The sequence below is a fragment of the Flavobacterium sp. W22_SRS_FP1 genome, assembly GCF_052113685.1.
Taxonomy (GTDB): Bacteria; Bacteroidota; Bacteroidia; order Flavobacteriales; family Flavobacteriaceae; genus Flavobacterium.
On sequence record NZ_JBGQOE010000004.1, the window covers coordinates 172,634 to 193,948 of the forward strand.

The following is a 21,315-nucleotide window of genomic DNA, read 5'->3' on the forward strand; positions in this document are numbered from 1 at the left end:
TAATGATGAAAAAAACAAGAATTATACTAATCCTATTATTCATAACAGGAATTATGCAAGCACAAGATCGCACACAGCCAAAAGCTGGAAAACCACCAGTTGTTAATCTAAAAAAACCTCAAACCTTCTTTTTAGCAAATGGACTAAAGGTAATGATTGTTGAAGATCACAAATTACCAAGAGTAACCTACAATCTAACTTTAGACAACCCACCTTTTGCGGAAGGAAACAAAAAAGGAGTTGATGAACTAGGAAGCAATCTAATAGGAAGCGGAAACACCAAAATCGCCAAAGATGATTTTAATGAAGAAGTAGACTTCTTAGGTGCCAATATGGCTTTTAGCTCAAGTGGCACCTACGCCAGTTCCCTTTCTAAATATTCAGGACGCATATTAGAATTGATGTCATACGGTGCAATTTACCCTAGTTTCACGCAAGAAGAATTCGATAAGGAAAAAGCAAAGTTAATAGAAGCTTTAAAAGCTCAGGAAAAAAGTGTCCCAGCGATTGCCAGCAGGGTCGTTGACGCCTTAGCCTTTGGAGTAAATCATCCTTCAGGCGAATACATGACCCAAGAGACCCTTAATAACGTAACTCTTGCCGATGTGGTTGCTAACTACGAAAACTATTTTGTACCTGAAAACGCATATTTAGTCATCATCGGGGACGTAAAGTATAAAGAAGTGAAACCTATTGTAGAAAAACTTTTTGGCACTTGGAAAAAAAGAGCTACTCCAAAACTAACTTACACTGCGCCGCAAAACGCTGCCTTTACACAAATCAATTTTGTAGATACGCCAAATGCCGTTCAATCAGAAATTTCTTTAGTAAATACCCTTCATTTAAAGATGAGTGACAAAGACTTTTTCCCTGCGGTCATAGCCACTTATATATTAGGAGGCGATTTCAACAGTTACTTGAATATGAATTTAAGAGAAGAACACGGCTGGACTTATGGCGCTAATGCAGTTATAGGCGCCGGTAAATATGTTACCAAACTAAGGTCGACTTCATCTGTCAGAAGTATGGCTACTGACAGCGCAGTTGTCGAATTCATCAAGGAGATAAAAAAAATACGAACCGAAAAGGTTTCAGAAAAAGTACTTAGCGATGTAAAAGCTGGTTATATTGGCCGATTTGTAATGCAGGTAGAAAAACCACAGTCCGTTGCTCGGTATGCATTAAACATAGAAACAGAAGATCTTCCGTCAGATTTCTACGAAAATTACATTAAAACAATCAATGCAGTGACCCCAGAAGACATTCTTAAGGCAGCCAACAAGTACTTCCTAATTGACAACACCCGTATTATAATTGCAGGAAAAGGGTCAGAGGTGATTCCAGGGCTGGAAAAGCTTAACATACCCATGTTTTATTTTGACAATTACGGAAACCCTGCGGAAAAACCCGTAATAAAATAAAGACAGTTATTCCCAATCATAAACTTGCAAAGGCTCTCCATCATTTACTTTGATGGAGAGCCTTTTTTTTGACATCTAAATATTTAACTCATCCAACGACAAAAAAGACGCAAATTCTTATAAAAAACAATTTTTAATGTAACATTATAATCTAAAGCACGACTTATAGAATAATCAAACTATTAACACCTATGAAAAAATCAATAATGGCGTTAAGCGCCACGCTTTTGCTCGGCGGAGCCATTTCTGCACAAAAAGTAGACTTCGAAGAATACAATTTAGACAATGGCCTGCATGTCATTTTGCAAAACGACCCTTCGGCCCCAGTTGTGATAACATCAGTGATGTATCACGTAGGAGCCAAAGATGAAAATCCGGAAAGAACAGGTTTTGCTCACTTTTTCGAACATTTGCTGTTTGAAGGTACTAAGAACATCGAGCGTGGGGAATGGTTTAAAATTGTGACTGCAAACGGAGGGACAAACAACGCCAACACCACAGAAGATCGCACCTATTACTACGAAGTGTTCCCGTCTAACAATCTTGAATTAGGATTATGGATGGAGTCAGAGAGAATGAGACATCCTGTTATTAACCAAATTGGCGTAGATACCCAAAATGAGGTTGTCAAAGAAGAAAAAAGATTGCGCTATGACAACAGCCCTTACGGACAAATGATTCCAGAGGTAAAGAAAAAAATGTTCACAAACCACCCTTACCGCTGGACGACCATTGGTTCGATGGATCACTTGGACGCTGCAAAACTAGAAGAATTCCAAGCCTTCAATAAGAAGTTTTATATTCCAAACAACGCAGTACTTCTAGTAGCCGGAGACTTCAAAGCAGACCAAGCTAAAGAATGGATCGAAAAATACTTTGGACCTATAAAAAAAGGAGCTGCTATCGAAAGAGAGACTTTCGTAGAAAAGCCAATTACCGAAACCATAAAAGCACAATTTGAAGACTCAAACATTCAAATCCCAATGATTGTTGCCGCTTACAGAACTCCATCCATGAAAACTCGTGATGCAAGAGTTTTGGATTTTATTTCAACAATTTTAAGTGACGGTAAGAGCTCCAGGTTATATAAAAAAATAGTTGATGACAAAAAAATGGCCTTGCAAATTGGTGCATTTAGTTATAGTCAAGAAGATTATGGAACGTATATCCTTTATGGCTTACCTCAAGCACCGAGTACATCTAAAAACATCCTTACCGAAATTGATTCTGAAATCGTGAAACTACAGACAGATTTAATTTCTGATAGAGAACTGCAAAAACTACAGAATAAGTACGAGAATCAATACGTAAATAGCAATGCCTCTATTGAAGGCATAGCTGATAATCTAGCAACCTACTACACGCTTTACGAGGACGTAAATTTAATAAATACAGAAATTGACATGTATCGCAGCATTACTCCAGAGGAAATTAGAGCTGTTGCAAAAAAATATCTAAATCCTAATCAAAGATTAGTGTTAGATTATGTTCCATCATCAGACAAAGCCAAAAAATAATACAGAACCATCATGAAAAAAACAATATACATACTATCAAGTCTGTTTTTGACTTTAGTTTCGCAAGGACAAGTAATCCCGCAACCATCTCCTACCTCACCTCCGACAATTAAGATTGGTAAATCCAGTAATTTTGAGCTTAAGAACGGACTGAAAGTAATGGTAGTGGAAAACCATAAACTGCCTCGAGTTGCCTATAGCCTTAGCTTGGACAATATGCCTTATGCAGAAGGAGATAAAAAAGGAGTAGCAGATATAACAAGCGAACTTATCGGAAGCGGGACGACAAAAACGTCAAAAGATGCCTTTAATGAGGAAGTGGATTTCTTAGGCGCAAATATAAGATTTAGTTCAAATGGTGCTTCTGCCAGCGGACTGTCCAAATACTCTGGAAGAATACTCGAGTTAATGGCTGACGGCGCATTAAACACAGTGTTTGCCCAAGAAGAATTTGATAAAATAAAAGCGAAGCTTTTAGAAGCAATAAAAACACAAGAAAAAAGTGTAGCTGCTGTTGCCGGAAGAGTTGAAGATGTTTTGGCTTTTGGAGTAAATCATCCTTCAGGAGAATTTTTAAGTGCCGAAAGCATTAACAAAGTTAGTTTACAGGATGCAGTTGCAAACTACAAAACTAATTTTGTCCCGGGAAATGCTTACTTGATTGTTGTAGGGGATGTCAATACGAAAGAAGTAAAAAAAATGGTTACGAAACTTTTTGGCTCTTGGGCCAAAGGAATCGCTCCTCAGATAGCATACCCTGATCCTACAAACGCGCTACAAACTCAGATCGATTTTGTAGATATGCCGAATGCAGTTCAGTCTGAAATTTCAGTTGTGAATACAATTAATTTAAAAATGACCGACAAACAATATTTTGCAGCTATCCTAGCAAATCAGATTCTTGGCGGTGGCGGAGAAGGAAGGCTATTTTTAAACTTACGTGAAAAACACGGTTGGACATACGGAGCTTATTCTAATGTAGGATCCGGCAAATACGTAGAAAAATTCCGTTCTTCAACATCGGTAAGAAATGCCGTAACAGACAGTTCAGTAGTTGAAATTTTAAGCGAATTAAGAAAAATCAGAACAGAAATAGTTTCTGCTGATGATTTGAAAAACGCAAAGGCAAAATACATAGGGAACTTTGTAATGCAAATTGAAAAGCCAACGACTGTAGCGCGATATGCTTTAAATACCGAAACGCAAAACTTACCTGCGGATTTCTACGAAAACTACATCAAGAATATAAATGCTGTAACAGTAGAAGACATTAAAAGCGCAGCTAACCAGTTCTTCTTAGCGGACAACATCAGAATACTCGTTGTGGGTAAAGGATCTGAAGTAGCTCCCGCATTAGAGAAATTAAAAATCCCCATGTTCTATTTTGATAAATACGGAACTTCTATAGAAAAACCAGTTTTCAAAAAAGAAACGCCAGCAGGCGTAACCATTAAGAGCGTCTTAGACAATTACATTAGTGCCATAGGTGGAGAAAAAGCGGTTAAATCCGTGAAAACAATTGCTATGGTAGGCTCAACGGTAATACCTCAAGCACCATCACCTTTAACTTTCACTTCAAAAGCGGATGCGCAAGGCAAATTAAATGTAGAGTTGGCAATGGGTACTATGAGCATCATGAAACAAGTGGTTAATGAAACCAGCGCTTATGTACTACAACAAGGACAGCGAAAAGACTTTGAAGGAACTGAATTGGCCGAAATGAAGGATAGTGCAATCCTATTCCCAGAATTACAGTTGGCTATAAAAGAAGGCGTAACACTTGACGGCATCGAAACTATTAACGGCAAGGATGCATATGCCATTAAAGACGGTAAAACTACCCTCTATTACGATGTGACTACCGGTTTAAAACTGGCAGATGCAAAAACAATGGATCAGGGAGGAAAGTCTATTACTCAAATAACTAATTTTGGTGACTATAGAGAAGTCAAAGGAGTAAAAGTTCCTTTTAACATTGTCCAGAACGTAGGTTTTGAATTGGACATCAAAATATCCGATATAAAAATCAACGAAGGAGTTACGGCTGCAGATTTTAAATAATCAAATCACCTAATAACAAACAAAGGCTATCTTAATCGATAGCCTTTGTTGTTTTAAAAAACATCCTTTTTATATGGAGTATTATTTTTTCGCAGACAAATACACACCTATCAAAATAATGAATGCCCCTACAAACTGAACAGGAGTAAGCATTTCATTGTCTAGCAACCCCCAAAAGAAAGCCACAACTGGAATCAAATACGTTACCGAAGTTGCAAAAACAGGAGACGAAATTTGGATTAATTTAAAAAAGAAAATATTGGCAATTCCTGTTCCCACAACACCCAAAACAACAATAAACAAAACAGCATGTTGCACAGTTTCTATATGAATTACTTCATAAAAACCCGTAAAAAACAAAATTAAAGATGCTGGGAGAAGCAACACAGCAAAGTTACCCGTAGTAATACTTAACGGGCTCAAGTCTGACAAAAACCTCTTTATTAGATTAACATTTATGGCATAACAAATAGATGCTATAATCACTAAAATGGCATAATAATAGTTCTGATTGGGATTATTCATAGCGCCACTGAACACCAATAGCAAACTCCCCATAAGACCTATAAAAACCCCCCAAACCTGCCGTTTTTGAAAACTGACTCCAAAAAATAAAGATCCTAAAATCAAAGTATTTAATGGCGTAAGGGAATTTAGGATGGAGCTTACTGAACTATCAATCTCAGTCTGCGCCAATGCAAAAAGGAAAGCTGGTCCAAACGTGCCAAAAACTGAGGTCATTGCAATGTACTTCCATTTATGTTTCGGAATCTTTGGCAAGCTTTTGAAACCAATCAGCAATAAAAAAATAGCGGCGAATATAATTCGCAAGGACCCTACCTGCAAGGCAGACAAACCAATTAGTCCCTTTTTTATCAATATAAAAGAACTTCCCCACACTAAGGCAAGAGCCGTCAAGTATGCCCATTTCAATTGTTTCGCTTCCATAACCCCTATTTTTTTCAAAATTGTAATAATTTTATGAATTAGAGGTCTTTTTTCTATAAATTTTAGAAACAATTTTAACACTGCTTAAGATACTTAAAATCAAATAACTGCGAACTGAAAGAAGTAGGAAGCTGTATTTGTACTTAGCGTTATTTTGTTTATCAATTACAAAAAAAGACAAAGAAAGCTCTAAGATAAGGAGCCGCTGAAGAAAAAGTTAACCCAAAAGTAAAAGAAGACATTGTCACAGCAAACTTGTAACTAAGCAGTTTTACTGTACAAGGAATAACTTTCGCGATAAGCTATACAAGTGAGAAAAAAAGAACTAACATCGCTTACTGCACTGCAAGCGGCTCCAGTTGATCTCTACAAAAAACCTGCTACCGTAACATTTTGTAAAAACAGCACATGCAATTGGAAACGGCAAAACCAATACAGTTTTTGACCTGGAAGTAGTTGATGAACCAATTATGTTAATAAAAAAAGGATTCGCTGCAACGAATCCCTTTTTTGTATTTTCTTATTTCCATCTCAGGGTTTCCATCAACCGCTGCATGTCATTTCTAACATAACTAGCTGCCGGCATTATAGAGTCGAAATTAGGTTTAGCATAAAAATAAACAGAACCTGTGACAAAATGTTTGGTACTGTCCGTTACATAAAACTGGGAATTTGTAGCCGCATTCCCGTCTACACGATAAAACATACCATATACTTTTCTGCTCGGATTCAAATAGGGTTGTTCTGATATATCATCTGCTTTTATAACATGCTCATAAGTTAATTTTTGCGCATCTCTCAATAAGACATTTATATTGGAGCTGACTGGTTTATAGGTCAGGTAAATCGTAGCTTTCATTTTTGGGTACGAAATAGTAAAACCACAATCCTTCTCTCCTTTTACAATTGCATTAGAATTCATTTCAAAACTAAACGGACACTGATTTTCGAAATTAACGTATTTCGCCATTGGATAATCTAAACGCAAATGACTGGCTGGCTTGGGGAAAACATCATCCTTACAAGCTGTAAACAACAATAACACCAAAACCGTCAAGGCTATTTCAATAATCAGCCTGCGGCTTTGCGTTTTACTTTCATTCCTTAATCTAAACATCAATCGTTACTTTTATCTGTTTGATTCGCTTTTTGTCTACTGTTTCTATGGTGAACAAACAGTTTTCGTAACGAATTTTTTGGCCTTTGGCGGGGAAATTACCCGAAATTTCAAGGATAAATCCAGCCAGCGTCTCAGCTTCTCCTTTTTTAATTTCGAAAACTTCTTCGTCAACATCTATAACCCTATAAAAATCTTTTAAGTTTGCTCTTCCTTCAAAAAGGTAGTTTTTATCATCAATTTTGATGAAATTTACATTTTCATTATCAAATTCGTCACTGATATCTCCTACAATTTCTTCAATAACGTCCTCTAGTGAAACTAAGCCTGAAGTACCGCCATATTCATCGACTACTATGGCGAGATGGCTTTTCATCCTCTGAAAATCCTTGAGCAAATTGTCGAGTTTCTTATTTTCTGGAACAAAAAACGGTTCCCGAATCAACGTATTCCATTCAAAATCTTCCTCCTTGTCTAAATGACGCAGTAAATCCTTAACAAACAAAACTCCTTCTATCTGGTCAATATTATCTCTGTAAACTGGGATTCGGGAATAACCTTTTTCTATAATTTTAGAATATATCTCAGAAAAAGATTCAGTTATTTCTAAGCCAAAAATATCTATTCTTGGGCTCATTACCTGCTTGGTATCCGTGTTTCCAAAAGTTACAATCCCAAATAATATTTTTTGTTCTTCTAATGAAGTTTCCTCTGACGAGGTCAACTCGAGAGCTTGCGACAACTGATCAACCGAAAAATTTGTTTTTTGTTTCCCCAACTTATTGTGCAAATAAACCGTGGTTTCCCTCATTGGAATACTTAGTGGCGACAGCAGCTTATCAAGTATCGCAATAGGATAGGCTATCGATTTAGCAAACTTTACATTGTTTCTGCTCGCATAAACCTTAGGCAAAACCTCACCAAATAACAAAAGCAAAAAGGTAACCAGAACTACTTCTAAAGTAAACTTTAAAACTGGCGAAGTTATCGAGGAAAACAGGTTGCCCCCTATAAAAGAGAATAGAATCACAACTCCAATATTGATGAAATTATTAGCCACTAAAAGTGTTGCCAATAATTTTTTTGGTCTTTCTAATAGCTCGGATATAATTTTTCCTTTGGAGGGGTTTCCTTGTGTCGTTTCATCAACCTCAGTTTGCGACAAAGAGAACAACGCTACTTCTGCGCCAGAAACTAAAGCAGAACATAAAAGCAATACGGCTATTCCGACAAAACCATATACTAGATTGGTATCAATTGTATAGGCAAAAATTAAACTGGGATCTGGGTCCAAATTAAAAAAGATTAGTTAGACAATTAAAACGGCAAATCATTAATGGGTAGGCCGCTATTTTCTGGGTCAAAGTTAGTTTTTTTTACGGATTCAGGACTCTGAATTTGCGTGTTGTTTTCAGCAGCTTTATTTGTAGACAGAAAAGTAAACTCCGTAACCTGAATTTCGCTCGTGTGTTTTGTAGTTCCGTCCTCTGTCTGCCACTGCCGAGATTTAATTCGGCCTTCTATATATATCTTATCTCCTTTTGATAAATGCTTTTCGCAAATTTCTGCAGCTTTATTACGAACAACGAGATTATGCCATTCCGTAGAAGTGATTTTTTCATTAGTAGTTTTGTTGATGTAAACTTCATTTGTAGCCAATTGAAACCTTCCAATACAATTTCCACCATCAAAATAATGCATTTTTATTTCATCTCCAAGATGCCCAATAAGCATCACTTTATTTAATGTTCCGTTCATAATATTATCGTGAATATATATCAAAGATACATTTTTTTAGAGACCAATATTATTCCTTTTCGATAAAATTATGAATAACTATAGGAAAAGGAAATGTTCTTAAAGTTGTGGCATCCGTACCATTTTTTACGCTTCCTTTTATATTCACTTTCCAAAATTTAATATGCAAATGCTGATGCGAAAGTTTATGAACTATACTCTTCTCATTATATTCCATCACACTATCCACACTATCGTTAACAAAGAAATCTTTCTCAATCCGGTCTACAATATAATCAAAGCTTTCAACCGCCTCCGTTTCTATCAAAGGGAATTCATAAAGGTTTTGCCAAATCCCTTTTGAAGTTCGTTTTTGAATTACCGTATCGTCATTATCGTCAGAGACGACCAAATAATTAAAATAACGGTTTCTAACTTTTAGTTTCTTCGATTTCACTGGCAACTGGTCAACCTTCTTTTTCTGTAACGCCAAACAACTATCATTAAAAACACAAATACTGCAATCAGGACTTTTAGGAACGCATTGTAAAGCACCAAACTCCATTATGGCTTGATTAAAAGTCGCCGGATCGTTTTTTGGCATTAATTCGGAAGCCAATAATGTAAATTCCTTTTTGGCAGAAGCCAAAGCAATGTCTGTTTCAACATCAAAATAACGGGATAAGACCCGAAACGCATTTCCATCAACAACTGCGACTGGCTCTCCATAAGAAAAAGAGGCAATTGCCGCGGCTGTGTACTCCCCCACTCCTTTAAGCCTCAATAGGTCATTATAATTATTGGGAAAAACTCCTTCCAGCTCCTCTGCTATATATTGAGCAGTTTTATGCAGATTTCGAGCCCGAGAATAATACCCCAATCCCTGCCACAGTTTTAATACCTGTTCTTCATCGGCATTAGCTAAGTCAAAAACAGTAGGAAAAGCGTCTAAGAAAGATAAAAAATAGGGCGTTCCCTGAGCGACACGAGTCTGCTGCAACATGATTTCTGAGAGCCAAATATGGTATGGATTGGTAGTATTTCGCCATGGTAAATCACGCTTGTTTTGTAAATACCACTGGATAAGCAATTTAGAAAATTTCATTATTAAATATTTAATGACAAAAGTAAAAGTTTATGTGGTTAAATTTTAATGATTTAGCTTGAATAATTGTTTTTTAAATTCATATATTTGCACACTCAAAAAAATTATTACAATATAATAAATAAGGAAAGAAAATGACGAAAGCAGATATCGTAGCAAAAATTTCAGAAAAATTAGGTCTTGAAAAAGGAGATGTTCAGGCAACAGTAGAGACTTTTATGACTGAAGTTAAAAATTCATTAGAGACTGGTGATAATGTATACTTAAGAGGATTTGGAAGCTTTATTGTTAAAACTAGAGCTGAAAAAACTGGAAGAAATATTTCTAAAAACACCACAATAAAAATTCCTGCACACAACATTCCTGCATTCAAACCAGCGAAAGTTTTTGTGGAAGGTGTGAAAATAAATAACGAAGCAAAATAATAATATTAATCATAAAATCGAATAGATATGCCAAGTGGTAAAAAAAGAAAGAGACATAAGGTAGCAACTCACAAACGTAAAAAAAGAGCGAGAGCTAACCGTCACAAAAAGAAAAAGTAGTTTTAAACTACTTTTTCCTTTTTAAAAGTTCATTGAAATCGAAAATTAGCATTAGGTCCTCAGTGTTTATAATTCGGCATACCGCCAATTTAAAATTACTTGTTGCCAGCTAGTTTTCCCCGGGTTCAATACCTGTTAAATTATTGTTTAATCCATCCCTATTATTGATCTAGGAATACAGGATTTTATGATTTAGGACTCCTAAGTCTAAAATCCAAAGTCTAAAATTAAGAGTTCGGATAAAAGTTTACAACGTGAATAAAGAATTAATCATCCGATCAAGTTCTGATTCTGTAGATTTTGCCTTATTAAAAGATGGAAAACTAATTGAATTACACAAAGAAGAAGAGAAAAGCAACTTTCAAGTAGGTGATATTTTTATTGCCAAAATACGAAAACCAGTTGCTGGACTAAATGCAGCTTTTGTTAATGTAGGCTTCGAAAAAGACGCCTTCTTACATTACCATGATTTAGGCCCTAACCTAACTTCCCAACTGAAATTCATAAAACTTGTAAGCGCAGGTAAAATAAAAGATTTCTCCCTAAAAAACTTCCAGTTTGAAAAAGAAATAGACAAAGACGGTACCATTACAGATGTAATCAATGCCAACCAATCTATTTTAGTACAAGTTGTTAAAGAACCAATATCTACTAAAGGACCAAGGATTAGCGCCGAGCTTTCTCTTGCCGGAAGATTTATTGTTTTAGTTCCTTTCTCTGATCGTGTCTCCATTTCTCAAAAAATAGAAGACAAGAAAGAAAAAGATCGCCTTAAACGATTAGTACAATCAGTCAAACCAAAAGGATTTGGTGTTATTGTTCGCACAGTAGCCGAAGGCAAAAGCACAATCGAATTAGAAAAAGACTTGCAGAATCTGCTTAGCAGATGGGACGCAATGTGTAAAAAATTACCAACCGCTCATCATCCGTCAAAAATATTAGGAGAGCTCAATAGAGCTTCATCAATATTAAGAGACGTCTTTAACGATACCTTTAGCGGTATCCAAATTGATGATGAAGAGTTGTACAACCAAACGAAGGATTATTTGCAAGAAATTGCACCTTCAAAACAATCAATTGTTAAGTTTTATCAATCAAATGACACACCCATTTTTGAGAAATACAACATAGAGAGACAAATCAAGACTTCATTCGGGAAAACAGTATCCATGAGTAAAGGTGCTTATCTTATTATCGAACATACTGAAGCTTTGCACGTCATTGACGTAAACAGCGGAAACCGTTCTAATAAAGCCACCAACCAAGAAGACACCGCAATGGAAGTTAATATGATTGCCGCTGCCGAAATCGCCAGACAATTACGTCTACGTGATATGGGTGGTATAATTGTAATTGATTTTATCGACTTGTCTAATCCTGAAAATCGTAAAATTTTGTTCGACTTCTTGAGAGAGGAAATGAACGATGATAAAGCGAAACACAAGATCTTACCCCCTAGTAAATTTGGATTAGTCCAGATTACTAGACAAAGAGTAAGACCAGAAGTTAATATTAAAACTAGAGAGGAAGATCCTAACGATGTTAAAGGCGAAATTGAAGCGCCAATTTTAATCATCGACAGAATCAATTCTGATTTAGAAAGAGTTTTAAAAAGCAATAAAGATGTTGTGCTTAACGCACATCCTTTCGTGGCAGCATACCTTACCAAAGGTTTTCCATCATTACGTTCAAAATGGTTTTTTGAACATAAAAAATGGGTAAAAATCATACCTCGTGACGCTTACACGTATTTAGAGTATCATTTCTACGATAAAAAAGGAAATGCTATAAAAGACTAAACAGAAAACCGCCTTTCGTGAGATTGGCGGTTTTTTTGTGTCTTTTATCTAGAAGCTGTTTCCAGCTTTGCACTACAATCTTTTTATTTTTAAAGAAAAAATAAAAAGGATTTACGTTTCAATCTGGGCTAGCAAATTGAACTCCATAACTTATTTCCTTTTCTCCATAAAAAATCGCCTCATCAGGTCTGAAGCTTCATTCTCCATTACTCCACGTTTCACAACAGTCTTTGGATGTAATTGCGTGCCCATTTTCTCAAACCCTCGATTTTTATCACTTGCTCCAAAAACAATTTTAGAAATCTGACTCCAATACAAAGCACCAGCGCACATCTGGCAAGGTTCCAGAGTTACGTAGAGCGTACAACCATTTAAATACTTACCCCCAAGATAGTTTGCAGCAGCAGTTATCGTTTGCATTTCAGCATGGGCAGTCACGTCATTAAGCAGTTCTGTCAAATTATGACTTCTCGCAATGACTGTATCATTAACAACGATGACGGCTCCCACAGGAACCTCGCCTTTAGCAAAAGCCATTTCGGCCTCGTTCAAAGCTTTTTTCATAAAATACTCGTCAGTGAAAATATTTTCCATAAAACAAAAATACAGCATTCAATTCGTACATTTGCTCTATGTCAGAAAATTTACTTTCATCCATTAACTATCCCGGCGATTTACGCCAAATCGACGAAGCTCAACTTCCTCAAATAGCACAAGAATTGCGTGATTTCATCATCGAGATGGTCGCAGTAAAGGAAGGCCATCTCGGCGCCAGCCTCGGTGTAGTCGAACTAACTATTGCATTACACTATGTATTTAACACACCTGATGATTTGCTGATCTGGGATGTGGGACATCAGGCTTACGGACATAAGATACTGACTGGAAGAAAAGAAATTTTTGACACCAACAGACAACTTGGCGGAATTTCAGGTTTTCCAAAAAGAAGCGAAAGTATATATGATGCCTTTGGCGTAGGCCACTCATCCACTTCTATATCGGCGGCATTAGGAATGGCAATTGCTTCCAATTTGAAAGGAGCTTTTGATAGACAGCATATAGCGGTTATTGGCGATGCGTCAATAGCAGCAGGTATGGCTTTTGAAGGACTAAATCATGCCGGAGTCACTCACGCTAATTTATTGGTAATTCTTAACGACAACGCGATCGGAATAGATCCCAGCGTAGGCGCACTAAAAAATTACCTTACCGCAGTTAAAACTGGAAAGAATCCGCGGCAAAATAACATGATTAAGTCTTTGAGTATCGATTACTCAGGACCTATTGACGGACACGATATTTTTGCAGTTATCAAAGAACTGAAACGTTTGCAAAATATAAAAGGCCCTAAGTTCCTTCACGTGATAACCACAAAGGGGAAAGGCTTAAAACAGGCCGAAGAAGACCAGGTAAAATACCATGCTCCAGGAAAATTTGATGCGAAATCTGGTGAAGTTTATTTAAAATCAGAAGAAAATCTTCCCCCAAAATACCAGGATGTTTTTGGCTTGACAGTTTTGGATCTGGCCAGAAAAAACGAAAAAATCATAGGAATAACACCAGCAATGCCTTCGGGAAGTTCCTTGAGGTTTATGATGGATGCCTTACCAGAGCGGGCTTTTGATGTCGGAATTGCTGAACAGCATGCCGTCACACTTTCGGCTGGAATGGCAACCCAGGGTATGATTGTTTTTTGCAATATCTATTCGACCTTTTTACAGCGCGCTTATGACCAAGTTATTCATGATGTCGCCATCCAAAACCTACCAGTAATATTTTGTTTGGATAGAGCGGGGCTAGTTGGCGAAGATGGAGCGACACACCACGGTGTTTTTGATTTGACTTATTTGCGTTGTATTCCCAATATGATTATTTATTCACCATTGAATGAAGTTGCGTTACAAAATATTTTATATACCGCTCAGTTGGGGTTGGGATACCCAATAGCGATCCGCTACCCAAGAGGTCGAGGAGTAATTTCGGATTGGCAATCACAACATTTCGGGAAATACGAAAAAATTGAGATTGGCTCTGCAGAATGTTTGAAAAAAGGCACTGAAATAGCTGTTCTTTCCAATGGCCCTATAGGCAAAAATGTCACCTTGGCTTTAGCCAATTTAAATAACCCAATAACCATTGGACATTACGATTTTGCATTTGTTAAACCTTTAGATGAAGCGGAATTACATTCCATATTTAATACATTCAAAACCATTATAACACTAGAGGACGGTGTTATTTCAGGTGGCTTCGGAAGTGCAATTCTCGAGTTCGCTTCCCGCAATAATTATTCTGTAAACATCAAAACATTGGGAATCCCTGATAACTTTATAGAACACGGAACCGTTGCTGAATTACAACGATATTGCTCAATTGACGCTAAAAGTTTAGAAATAATTTTTTCGACTAAGTAGAAATAATTACTTTGCACTCTTTAACGAAACCTACTATGACCAAACTATTGACTTTTACCTGCCTACTGTTTTTGTTTTCAACTAATACTTTCTCGCAGAAAATCATTACCACTTTATCTCCTCCAGAAGTATTTAAGGACACGTCATCACATTGGGTAAGAAAAAACAAAATAGGTTTTGATATTTCTGAAATAGCCTTTGTCAACTGGAATGCTGGAGGAACTAGCTCAATTTCTGGGCTATTAAAAAGCAACTTTAACAGAGTTTACACTACAGACAATTACAATTGGGCAAACGAACTCATTATGCGTTATGGTTTAAACAAACAAGATGGTGTTGAGCTCAGAAAGACGGAAGATGCTTTTCAGTTTAACTCTACACTAGGGTATCGAAAAGACACGCTTTCCAACTGGTATCACACTGCCAAATTCAATTTCAACACGCAATTCACCAATGGTTATTCCTATCCAAACAAGGAAATTTATGTGTCCCGACCTTTTGCGCCAGCTTATATTTTCTTAGGCCTCGGTGCTGAATACGCAACAAAAAGAAAAGATGAGATGTTATATCTGTCTCCATTCACGTCTAAAATTACTTTAGTTTTAGATCAAAAATTAGCAGATCTCGGTTCATTTGGGGTTGTTAAAGCCACCTATGATTTGAACGGCAATTTGATTTCTGAGGGTGAAAAATCAAAAGTCGAACTTGGTTTTTTGCTGACCGCCTATTATAAAAAAGAAATCTTCAAAAACATAACATTTGAGAATCGGTTAAGCCTATATTCAGATTACATTAATGATTTTGGCAATGTCGATATTGATTACGATATGGTAATTGACTTGACTGTAAACCAATACGTAAGAACAAACATCGGAATTCATGTCATTTATGATGATAATATAAAAGCTAAAGAAGATCTCAACGGACAACAGATTACCGTAGGCCCGAAGACGCAATTAAAGCAAGTTTTGGGAGTGGGAGCAGTGTATGAATTCTAATTAATCCCTTTTTTTTCCATTTATTGTTTCAAACAATTCTAAAGCATTACCGTCTGTAAGCAGCGAAACATAATGACAGATATGAAGTAATCTACCGTATAAATCTTCTTTTTCTAAATGGTGTCGCTCAGGCAATAGTTTTAAAATTAATTTATCAAAATTAGAAGCAGTAGCATTAAAATTGTTGTCATAAGCCGTAATGAATTTATCTAAAAGCGTCTGAATAATTTGATAACCCACAATCTCTTTCTCGATGACCTCTCTGCTTTGATATATGTTTTTTACACTTATACTAATAATATCGTCCATCTGTGCTTTATACTTGCTTTTATCGGTCAAAGCAAAAGGAAATTTCCCTTTTAAAATAGCTTCTTCATTTTCTATAAAAACCTTTGCAGCATCATTAATCAAACTACCAATTGCAAGGGCTCTCAAATAACTGATTCTATCCTCTTTGGTGGTCAAGGTTTTATATTTCGATGTGTCAATACTATCCTTCACCAATTTGATCAAGTACTCCAAGGCAAAATCTTCAGAGACCAAACCAAGATTAATTCCGTCTTCAAAATCTATAATAGTATAACAAATATCATCAGCCGCCTCTACTAAATAAGCCAGCGGATGTCTTTCAAAACCAATATCATCCCCTCTTTTGTTCGGGATCAATCCCATGTCTTCCGCCGCTTCCTGAAAAAACTTTTTATCGGTTTGAAAGAACCCATATTTTTTATCGGCAATATCATTTGTTGGCTTTTTAGGCAAGCTTTCTTTTGGATATTTCATGAAAGCACCTAGGGTGGCATAGGAAATCCGAAGTCCTCCTTCAATTCCAGGACGGCTGGCAGTAAGAACTGAAAATCCGTTAGCATTCCCCTCAAAATCGATCAAATCTTGCCATTCTTTTTTAGACAATTGGTCTTTGTATTGCTTTCCTTTTCCAATAGAAAAATATTCTCCAATGGCTTTTTCACCAGAATGTCCGAACGGCGGATTCCCTATATCATGAGCCAAAGATGCCGCAGCAACAATGGCACCAAAATCATTCATATGAAAACCATGTACTTCTTTTAAATGGGGATATTTCTCAATAATCTTCTTTCCTACCAAACGCCCTAATGAACGTCCTACCACCGAAACTTCCAAACTGTGCGTCAGTCTGGTGTGGACAAAATCCGTTTTTGATAGTGGGATAACCTGCGTTTTATCTTGTAAACTTCTAAAAGCGGCCGAGAAAATTATCCGGTCATAATCCACTTCAAAACCCAATCGGGTATCATCTTGTTCAATACGCAAGCGCTTGCTTGTGTCGCCTTGGCGCCTTAGTGATAAGAGTTGTTCCCAGTTCATGGTATTGTATTAAAAGAGTTGTATTATCTTTCAAAGATAAAAAAATAGGGATAACTTAAATGACTTTGTCCTATAGTTTTTATAGCAATCGCCTGTTAGTCTATTTTCCCGAAAAAGCACGACAACTTCGTTATATAGACAAATTAACGTAACTTGCTTCTTCTTGTTCACGACAAAAAATTTGATTGTATTACGCTAAAAAAACACCTTGGAAAATCTAGAAAACATAAAAAAATATTACCTGCATGAAGATGATTTCTCAAAGCTTCATTTTGAAGTTCAGGACCTCAAATCCTATTTTGAACACAATCAAGCCCAAGCCTCCAAAGCACATATTCACGGGTTCTATCAATTAATTTGGTTTACCACTGCTGGAATTCATTATATTGATTACGAAGCTATTAACCATCAAAAAAATAGTTTAGTATTTATAAACACCAACCAGATTCATTATTTCTGTCCCCAAGCTGAAAACGAAGGAATGCTCATTCACTTTAATGATTTTTTCATTAATCAATTCAATCAAGAACTGGCACAACGATTTTCCCTTTCCATTTTTAACGAAATTGGGCAACCCTATATTACCGCACAAAATTCCGAAGTCGACCGCATCAAAATTCTTCTTAAACTCATTCAGGAAGAAAATGAACAAACAGACCCTTTACAAAAAGAGCAGTTGTTTTTTCTGCTAAGCGGTCTTTTATTAAGCATCGAACGCATTAAAAATCAAAATAAAATAGATGTGCTTTTTAAAAATAGGGACTTTGAGCTTGCCTACGCCTTCAAAAAAGAAGTCTATAACCATCGAGGTAGTTTCCCTTCATCAGAATATTACACCCAGCAACTTCATACTAACACCAAAAAACTCACTGCCGTCACCAAACAATACTTAGGAGGCACTCCCGCACAAATCATAAAAAACATAAAAGTTCTGGAAGCCAAGCGCAAGCTAGGACACAAACAACTCCCTATTCAATCCATCGCCTTTGACTTAGGTTTTGATCAACCTACTTATTTCACCAAGTATTTCAAAAAAATAACTGGGATTACTCCCAAAGAATTCCAAGCCATCATTCCCTAATTTACCATTATCCATCCTTGAATTACCATTCGTTACAATACTGTTTCAATAGATTTGTATTTATAAATTTTAAAAATCACAACTATGAAAACAGCATTAATTATAGGAGGAAATAGCGGAATAGGAAAAGCGACAGCAATACAATTAGCGAAACAAGGAGTTGAAGTGCATATTGTAGGTTTGACCCTAAGCAAGCTAAACGAAGCAAAAAGCGAAATTGAGAAAATTGGTAAAGTAAACGTTCATAAAGTAAACATAAGCAACACCGCCGAAGTGAACGCTTTTATCACAAGTTTAAATGCTGTAGTAAAAATTGATTATTTAGTCAATGCTTCAGGTATTTTTGGTCCAAAACCATTTTTAGACCATACCCTTGAAGATTACGATTCTTACCTCGATTTAAACCGTGGTTTCTTTTTTATCACACAAGCAGTCGCTAAAAAAATGAAAGAGAATGGTGGCGGAAGCATCGTAAACGTGGGATCCATGTGGGCAAAACAAGCTGTCAAAGCGACGCCTTCATCAGCTTATTCGATGCAAAAAGCAGGTTTACATTCTTTCACACAGCACCTAGCAATGGAATTAGCGGATTATAACATTCGTGTTAATGCTGTTAGTCCTGCAGTAGTAAACACTACTTTATATGATGGCGTTTTTGGCGGAAAAGAAGAGGCCGAAAAAGCACTTCAAGGATTTAATGCATTTCACCCGATAGGTCGATTTGGTTCAGCCGAGGAAGTAGCCAATACTATTTTATTCTTATTATCAGATAAGTCCAGCTGGACGACAGGCGCTATCATTGATGTTGACGGTGGCGTTATGGCTGGAAGAAATTAACATCAGTAAGTAAGTAAGTTATAAAGTTGAAAGGTTCAAAGTAGGAGGACCACAAGTCCTCTGGAGAAAAATTTAGGTTAGGCAGTATGTTTAGCAAAAACAGTCTATCCCTTTTTTATTTTTCTAACTTTGGACCTTTCAATCTTTTTATCATTTAGTATTCAATCTTTCATTTTATTTTAAAAATGCCTAAAAAAATAATCATACTTGGAGCGGGTTTAAGCGGTTTATTAACCGCCTATCGTCTGAAAAACAAAGGTTTTGACATCGAAATCATTGAAGCTAGGGATCGCACTGGGGGACGTATTCATACCGTAACTTCTGATATGGGTCAAGTCGAAATGGGAGCAACTTGGTTTAACGATATCCATGTCAGCTTCAGGAAACTTATAAGTGAATTGGAATTGGAGTATTATGAGCAATTTATGACAGGAACGGCCTATTTCGAAGCCTTCTCGGCTGCTCCGGCACAAGAAATCCAGATTCCTCAAAACAGCCCAAGTTACAGAGTCAAGGGTGGTACGAGCAAACTAATCGAAACTTTAAAAAACAAATTAACTGATATTCCTACTCACTTAAACGAAACAGTTTCTAGTCTTAATTTTGAAAATGACAAAGTCTTAATTACAGCTAAGAATAAATCTTTTGAGGCTGATCATGTGATTTCGACCTTGCCGCAAGCTTTGTTTACAAATGACATTCTTGTCACCCCTGCGCTACCACAGAAACTGACTGATATTGCTGAGAAAACCCACACATGGATGCAAGATTCCATTAAAGTGGCTTTTGTATATGCTGGCCCTTTTTGGCGCAACAAAAACTTTTCAGGCACTTTCTTCAGTAATGTGGGACCAATAACAGAGTTTTACGATCAATCGAATGCCGAATTGGATAAATTTGCACTTTGTGGTTTTATAAGTTCTGGAATGGAAATATATTCTCAAAAAGAGCGGTTAGAAAAATTAAAAGTACAATTGGAGAAGGTTTTTGGTCAGGAAGCATTAAATTTTACGTCTTATCATGAAACCGTATGGGCAAAAGAAATTCAAACTAAAAGTCCACAGCAAATTGGGTTCGTGTATCCGCATCAAAATAATGGACATCCTTTATTCAGAGAATCCTACTGTGACAATCGCTTATTTTTTGCAGGAACAGAAACCGCAAATCAATATCCCGGATATATGGAAGGCGCAGTAATTGCTGCAGAGAATGTAGCAAAAGACATTTTAAAATTATAATATTGATTTAAATCAAAGAAAGCTATGCTTTACAGAGGTCAACTGAATGAATTCATCCGACTAGCCGATATTGACGCTAGCAATTATGACTTACTTAAAGAAAAAATCACGGATGGTTTAAGTGTGATTTGGTCAATAGACCAATTGAAAATTAGAGTTGATGGAAGCGAGCATCTGTTTCCGCCAAATTCAGTTTTCTTTTTAACTGAATACCACAAAGTCGAGGTTTTAGAGGTGAGCAAAGCACGTTTGATTCGGTTTAACAGAGCTTTCTACTGCATTGCAGATCACGATAGCGAAGTGGGCTGCAAGGGGATTTTGTTTTTTGGCGCTTCTGAATTTCCCAGGATTTCCATTCCACCTGAAGAACTCGAGAAATTTGACATCCTATGGAAAATGTTTGCTATCGAAATGGTATCCAAAGACGATTTGCAAAACGACATGTTGCTAATGATGCTCAAACGCCTGCTTATTTTGTGCACCCGCGTGTACAAAGAGCAGACTGAATTGACCTCATTTGACAAAAAGCAATTGGATATTGTGAGAGAATACAATTACCTAGTCGAAAGTAATTTCAAGACCAAGCGTCAAGTTGCTGACTATGCTGAAATGCTTAATAAAAGCCCTAAAACGCTCGCTAATTTATTCAAGAAGTACAACGAAAAATCTCCCCAGCAGATTATTCAAACCCGCACGATTCTGGAAGCCCGAAGACTCCTGCGTTACTCCGATAAAAGCATCAAAGAGATTGCTTGCGAAGTAGGTTATGAAGACATTCAGTCTTTCAGTCGGTTTTTTAGAAAAACAGAAGGCGTCTCCCCTTCTGATTTTAAAAAGGCCGTATAGTCCAAACTACTGTCATCTTGACGAAGAACAGATCACATCAAATTAAGAAAGCTAATATTGAATTCTCTATCGTAAAAGTTATTCTCTAACTTCAAATAGAGCAGTGACCTTCACAAGGCTGTACTTCTGTACTCTTTTTTTGCTCTTCACAATTCATTTTACCAGCAGTACACCAAAGCTCTTAGCCCCAATTGAAGTGGAAATCCTTTTTATCTTTTCTTTAAAAAACTAGATTCAATTAGTTAATGCAACTCTCAGGAAAAGGGATAGGATAATTTTTTCAAAAGAAAGGACATTAAAGTCC

Annotated in this window: 18 protein-coding genes; 11 read left to right on the plus strand and 7 right to left on the minus strand. The window is 36.6% G+C overall.

The window, feature by feature from the left end; all coding sequences use genetic code 11:
* The first annotated feature begins 2 nt into the window (after positions 1-2).
* From ACEN2H_RS04225 to ACEN2H_RS04235, 3 genes are all read left to right on the plus strand, one after another.
* On the plus strand, positions 3-1,421 hold the full coding sequence (locus tag ACEN2H_RS04225; RefSeq protein ID WP_441730704.1) for a M16 family metallopeptidase: 1,419 nt from the start codon (positions 3-5) through the stop codon (positions 1,419-1,421).
* A gap of 191 nt (positions 1,422-1,612) precedes the next feature.
* Positions 1,613-2,938 (plus strand): M16 family metallopeptidase, encoded by a 1,326-nt coding sequence (locus ACEN2H_RS04230; RefSeq protein WP_441730706.1) that lies wholly within the window; start codon positions 1,613-1,615, stop codon positions 2,936-2,938.
* Positions 2,939-2,950: 12 nt separating this feature from the next.
* The gene (locus ACEN2H_RS04235; RefSeq protein WP_441730708.1) at positions 2,951-4,999 is read left to right on the plus strand and encodes a M16 family metallopeptidase; all 2,049 of its coding nucleotides are present in this window, start codon (positions 2,951-2,953) and stop codon (positions 4,997-4,999) included.
* A gap of 81 nt (positions 5,000-5,080) precedes the next feature.
* Here the strand turns inward: ACEN2H_RS04235 and ACEN2H_RS04240 are convergent, their stop codons facing one another.
* The 5 genes from ACEN2H_RS04240 to mutY all read right to left on the minus strand — a co-directional run bounded on the left by ACEN2H_RS04240 (position 5,081) and on the right by mutY (position 9,906).
* A complete protein-coding gene (locus ACEN2H_RS04240; RefSeq protein WP_441730741.1) occupies positions 5,081-5,947 on the minus strand; it encodes a DMT family transporter in 867 nt (288 codons plus the stop codon).
* Between the two features lie 520 nt (positions 5,948-6,467).
* The gene (gene gldD, locus ACEN2H_RS04245; RefSeq protein WP_441730710.1) at positions 6,468-7,064 is read right to left on the minus strand and encodes a gliding motility lipoprotein GldD; all 597 of its coding nucleotides are present in this window, start codon (positions 7,062-7,064) and stop codon (positions 6,468-6,470) included.
* Positions 7,057-8,358 carry a gliding motility-associated protein GldE gene (locus ACEN2H_RS04250; RefSeq protein WP_441730712.1) on the minus strand — a complete coding sequence of 434 codons (1,302 nt, stop codon included), beginning with the start codon at positions 8,356-8,358 and terminating at the stop codon, positions 7,057-7,059. Before ACEN2H_RS04250 ends, gldD begins: the two co-directional genes overlap by 8 nt.
* A gap of 23 nt (positions 8,359-8,381) precedes the next feature.
* Positions 8,382-8,822, minus strand: coding sequence for a single-stranded DNA-binding protein (locus ACEN2H_RS04255; protein WP_441730743.1), 441 nt, complete (start codon positions 8,820-8,822; stop codon positions 8,382-8,384).
* A 49-nt stretch (positions 8,823-8,871) separates the two neighbouring features.
* Entirely contained in the window at positions 8,872-9,906 is a 1,035-nt protein-coding gene (mutY, locus tag ACEN2H_RS04260; RefSeq protein ID WP_441730714.1) for an A/G-specific adenine glycosylase, read from the minus strand.
* 134 nt (positions 9,907-10,040) lie between these two features.
* Between mutY and ACEN2H_RS04265 the strand changes: the two genes are divergently transcribed.
* Together ACEN2H_RS04265 and ACEN2H_RS04270 are read left to right on the plus strand one after the other, a co-directional pair.
* The gene (locus ACEN2H_RS04265; RefSeq protein WP_007137418.1) at positions 10,041-10,331 is read left to right on the plus strand and encodes an HU family DNA-binding protein; all 291 of its coding nucleotides are present in this window, start codon (positions 10,041-10,043) and stop codon (positions 10,329-10,331) included.
* A 374-nt stretch (positions 10,332-10,705) separates the two neighbouring features.
* Complete coding sequence (locus ACEN2H_RS04270; protein WP_441730716.1) at positions 10,706-12,250, plus strand: Rne/Rng family ribonuclease; 1,545 nt, start codon at positions 10,706-10,708, stop codon at positions 12,248-12,250.
* A gap of 150 nt (positions 12,251-12,400) precedes the next feature.
* Here ACEN2H_RS04270 and ACEN2H_RS04275 read toward each other — a convergent pair whose 3' ends face one another.
* On the minus strand, positions 12,401-12,844 hold the full coding sequence (locus tag ACEN2H_RS04275; RefSeq protein WP_441730718.1) for a nucleoside deaminase: 444 nt from the start codon (positions 12,842-12,844) through the stop codon (positions 12,401-12,403).
* 38 nt (positions 12,845-12,882) lie between these two features.
* On the opposite strand from ACEN2H_RS04275, the gene ACEN2H_RS04280 reads away from it, so the two are divergent.
* Both ACEN2H_RS04280 and ACEN2H_RS04285 read left to right on the plus strand, forming a co-directional pair.
* On the plus strand, positions 12,883-14,664 hold the full coding sequence (locus tag ACEN2H_RS04280) for a 1-deoxy-D-xylulose-5-phosphate synthase (protein WP_441730720.1): 1,782 nt from the start codon (positions 12,883-12,885) through the stop codon (positions 14,662-14,664).
* A gap of 35 nt (positions 14,665-14,699) precedes the next feature.
* A complete protein-coding gene (locus ACEN2H_RS04285; protein ID WP_441730722.1) occupies positions 14,700-15,662 on the plus strand; it encodes a DUF3078 domain-containing protein in 963 nt (320 codons plus the stop codon).
* Here the strand turns inward: ACEN2H_RS04285 and ACEN2H_RS04290 are convergent, their stop codons facing one another.
* Positions 15,663-17,009, minus strand: a complete 1,347-nt coding sequence (locus ACEN2H_RS04290; protein ID WP_441730723.1) for a deoxyguanosinetriphosphate triphosphohydrolase — start codon at positions 17,007-17,009, stop codon at positions 15,663-15,665.
* A 208-nt stretch (positions 17,010-17,217) separates the two neighbouring features.
* On the opposite strand from ACEN2H_RS04290, the gene ACEN2H_RS04295 reads away from it, so the two are divergent.
* The 4 genes from ACEN2H_RS04295 to ACEN2H_RS04310 all read left to right on the plus strand — a co-directional run bounded on the left by ACEN2H_RS04295 (position 17,218) and on the right by ACEN2H_RS04310 (position 21,011).
* Positions 17,218-18,090, plus strand: a complete 873-nt coding sequence (locus ACEN2H_RS04295; protein ID WP_441730725.1) for an AraC family transcriptional regulator — start codon at positions 17,218-17,220, stop codon at positions 18,088-18,090.
* Between the two features lie 84 nt (positions 18,091-18,174).
* Entirely contained in the window at positions 18,175-18,927 is a 753-nt protein-coding gene (locus ACEN2H_RS04300) for an SDR family NAD(P)-dependent oxidoreductase (RefSeq protein WP_441730727.1), read from the plus strand.
* 185 nt (positions 18,928-19,112) lie between these two features.
* Complete coding sequence (locus ACEN2H_RS04305; protein ID WP_441730729.1) at positions 19,113-20,165, plus strand: flavin monoamine oxidase family protein; 1,053 nt, start codon at positions 19,113-19,115, stop codon at positions 20,163-20,165.
* A gap of 24 nt (positions 20,166-20,189) precedes the next feature.
* Positions 20,190-21,011: a helix-turn-helix domain-containing protein gene (locus tag ACEN2H_RS04310; RefSeq protein ID WP_441730731.1), complete on the plus strand. Its 822-nt coding sequence runs from the start codon at positions 20,190-20,192 to the stop codon at positions 21,009-21,011.
* Positions 21,012-21,315: the final 304 nt, after the last annotated feature.

Coding starts and splice junctions, on each gene's coding strand:
- ACEN2H_RS04225 (WP_441730704.1), top strand. CDS start 3: ATGATGAAAAAAACAAGAATTATACTAATCCTATTATTCATAACAGGA.
- ACEN2H_RS04230 (WP_441730706.1), top strand. CDS start 1,613: ATGAAAAAATCAATAATGGCGTTAAGCGCCACGCTTTTGCTCGGCGGA.
- ACEN2H_RS04235 (WP_441730708.1), top strand. CDS start 2,951: ATGAAAAAAACAATATACATACTATCAAGTCTGTTTTTGACTTTAGTT.
- ACEN2H_RS04240 (WP_441730741.1), bottom strand. CDS start 5,947: ATGGAAGCGAAACAATTGAAATGGGCATACTTGACGGCTCTTGCCTTA.
- gldD (WP_441730710.1), bottom strand. CDS start 7,064: ATGTTTAGATTAAGGAATGAAAGTAAAACGCAAAGCCGCAGGCTGATT.
- ACEN2H_RS04255 (WP_441730743.1), bottom strand. CDS start 8,822: ATGAACGGAACATTAAATAAAGTGATGCTTATTGGGCATCTTGGAGAT.
- mutY (WP_441730714.1), bottom strand. CDS start 9,906: ATGAAATTTTCTAAATTGCTTATCCAGTGGTATTTACAAAACAAGCGT.
- ACEN2H_RS04265 (WP_007137418.1), top strand. CDS start 10,041: ATGACGAAAGCAGATATCGTAGCAAAAATTTCAGAAAAATTAGGTCTT.
- ACEN2H_RS04275 (WP_441730718.1), bottom strand. CDS start 12,844: ATGGAAAATATTTTCACTGACGAGTATTTTATGAAAAAAGCTTTGAAC.
- ACEN2H_RS04280 (WP_441730720.1), top strand. CDS start 12,883: ATGTCAGAAAATTTACTTTCATCCATTAACTATCCCGGCGATTTACGC.
- ACEN2H_RS04285 (WP_441730722.1), top strand. CDS start 14,700: ATGACCAAACTATTGACTTTTACCTGCCTACTGTTTTTGTTTTCAACT.
- ACEN2H_RS04290 (WP_441730723.1), bottom strand. CDS start 17,009: ATGAACTGGGAACAACTCTTATCACTAAGGCGCCAAGGCGACACAAGC.
- ACEN2H_RS04300 (WP_441730727.1), top strand. CDS start 18,175: ATGAAAACAGCATTAATTATAGGAGGAAATAGCGGAATAGGAAAAGCG.
- ACEN2H_RS04305 (WP_441730729.1), top strand. CDS start 19,113: ATGCCTAAAAAAATAATCATACTTGGAGCGGGTTTAAGCGGTTTATTA.
- ACEN2H_RS04310 (WP_441730731.1), top strand. CDS start 20,190: ATGCTTTACAGAGGTCAACTGAATGAATTCATCCGACTAGCCGATATT.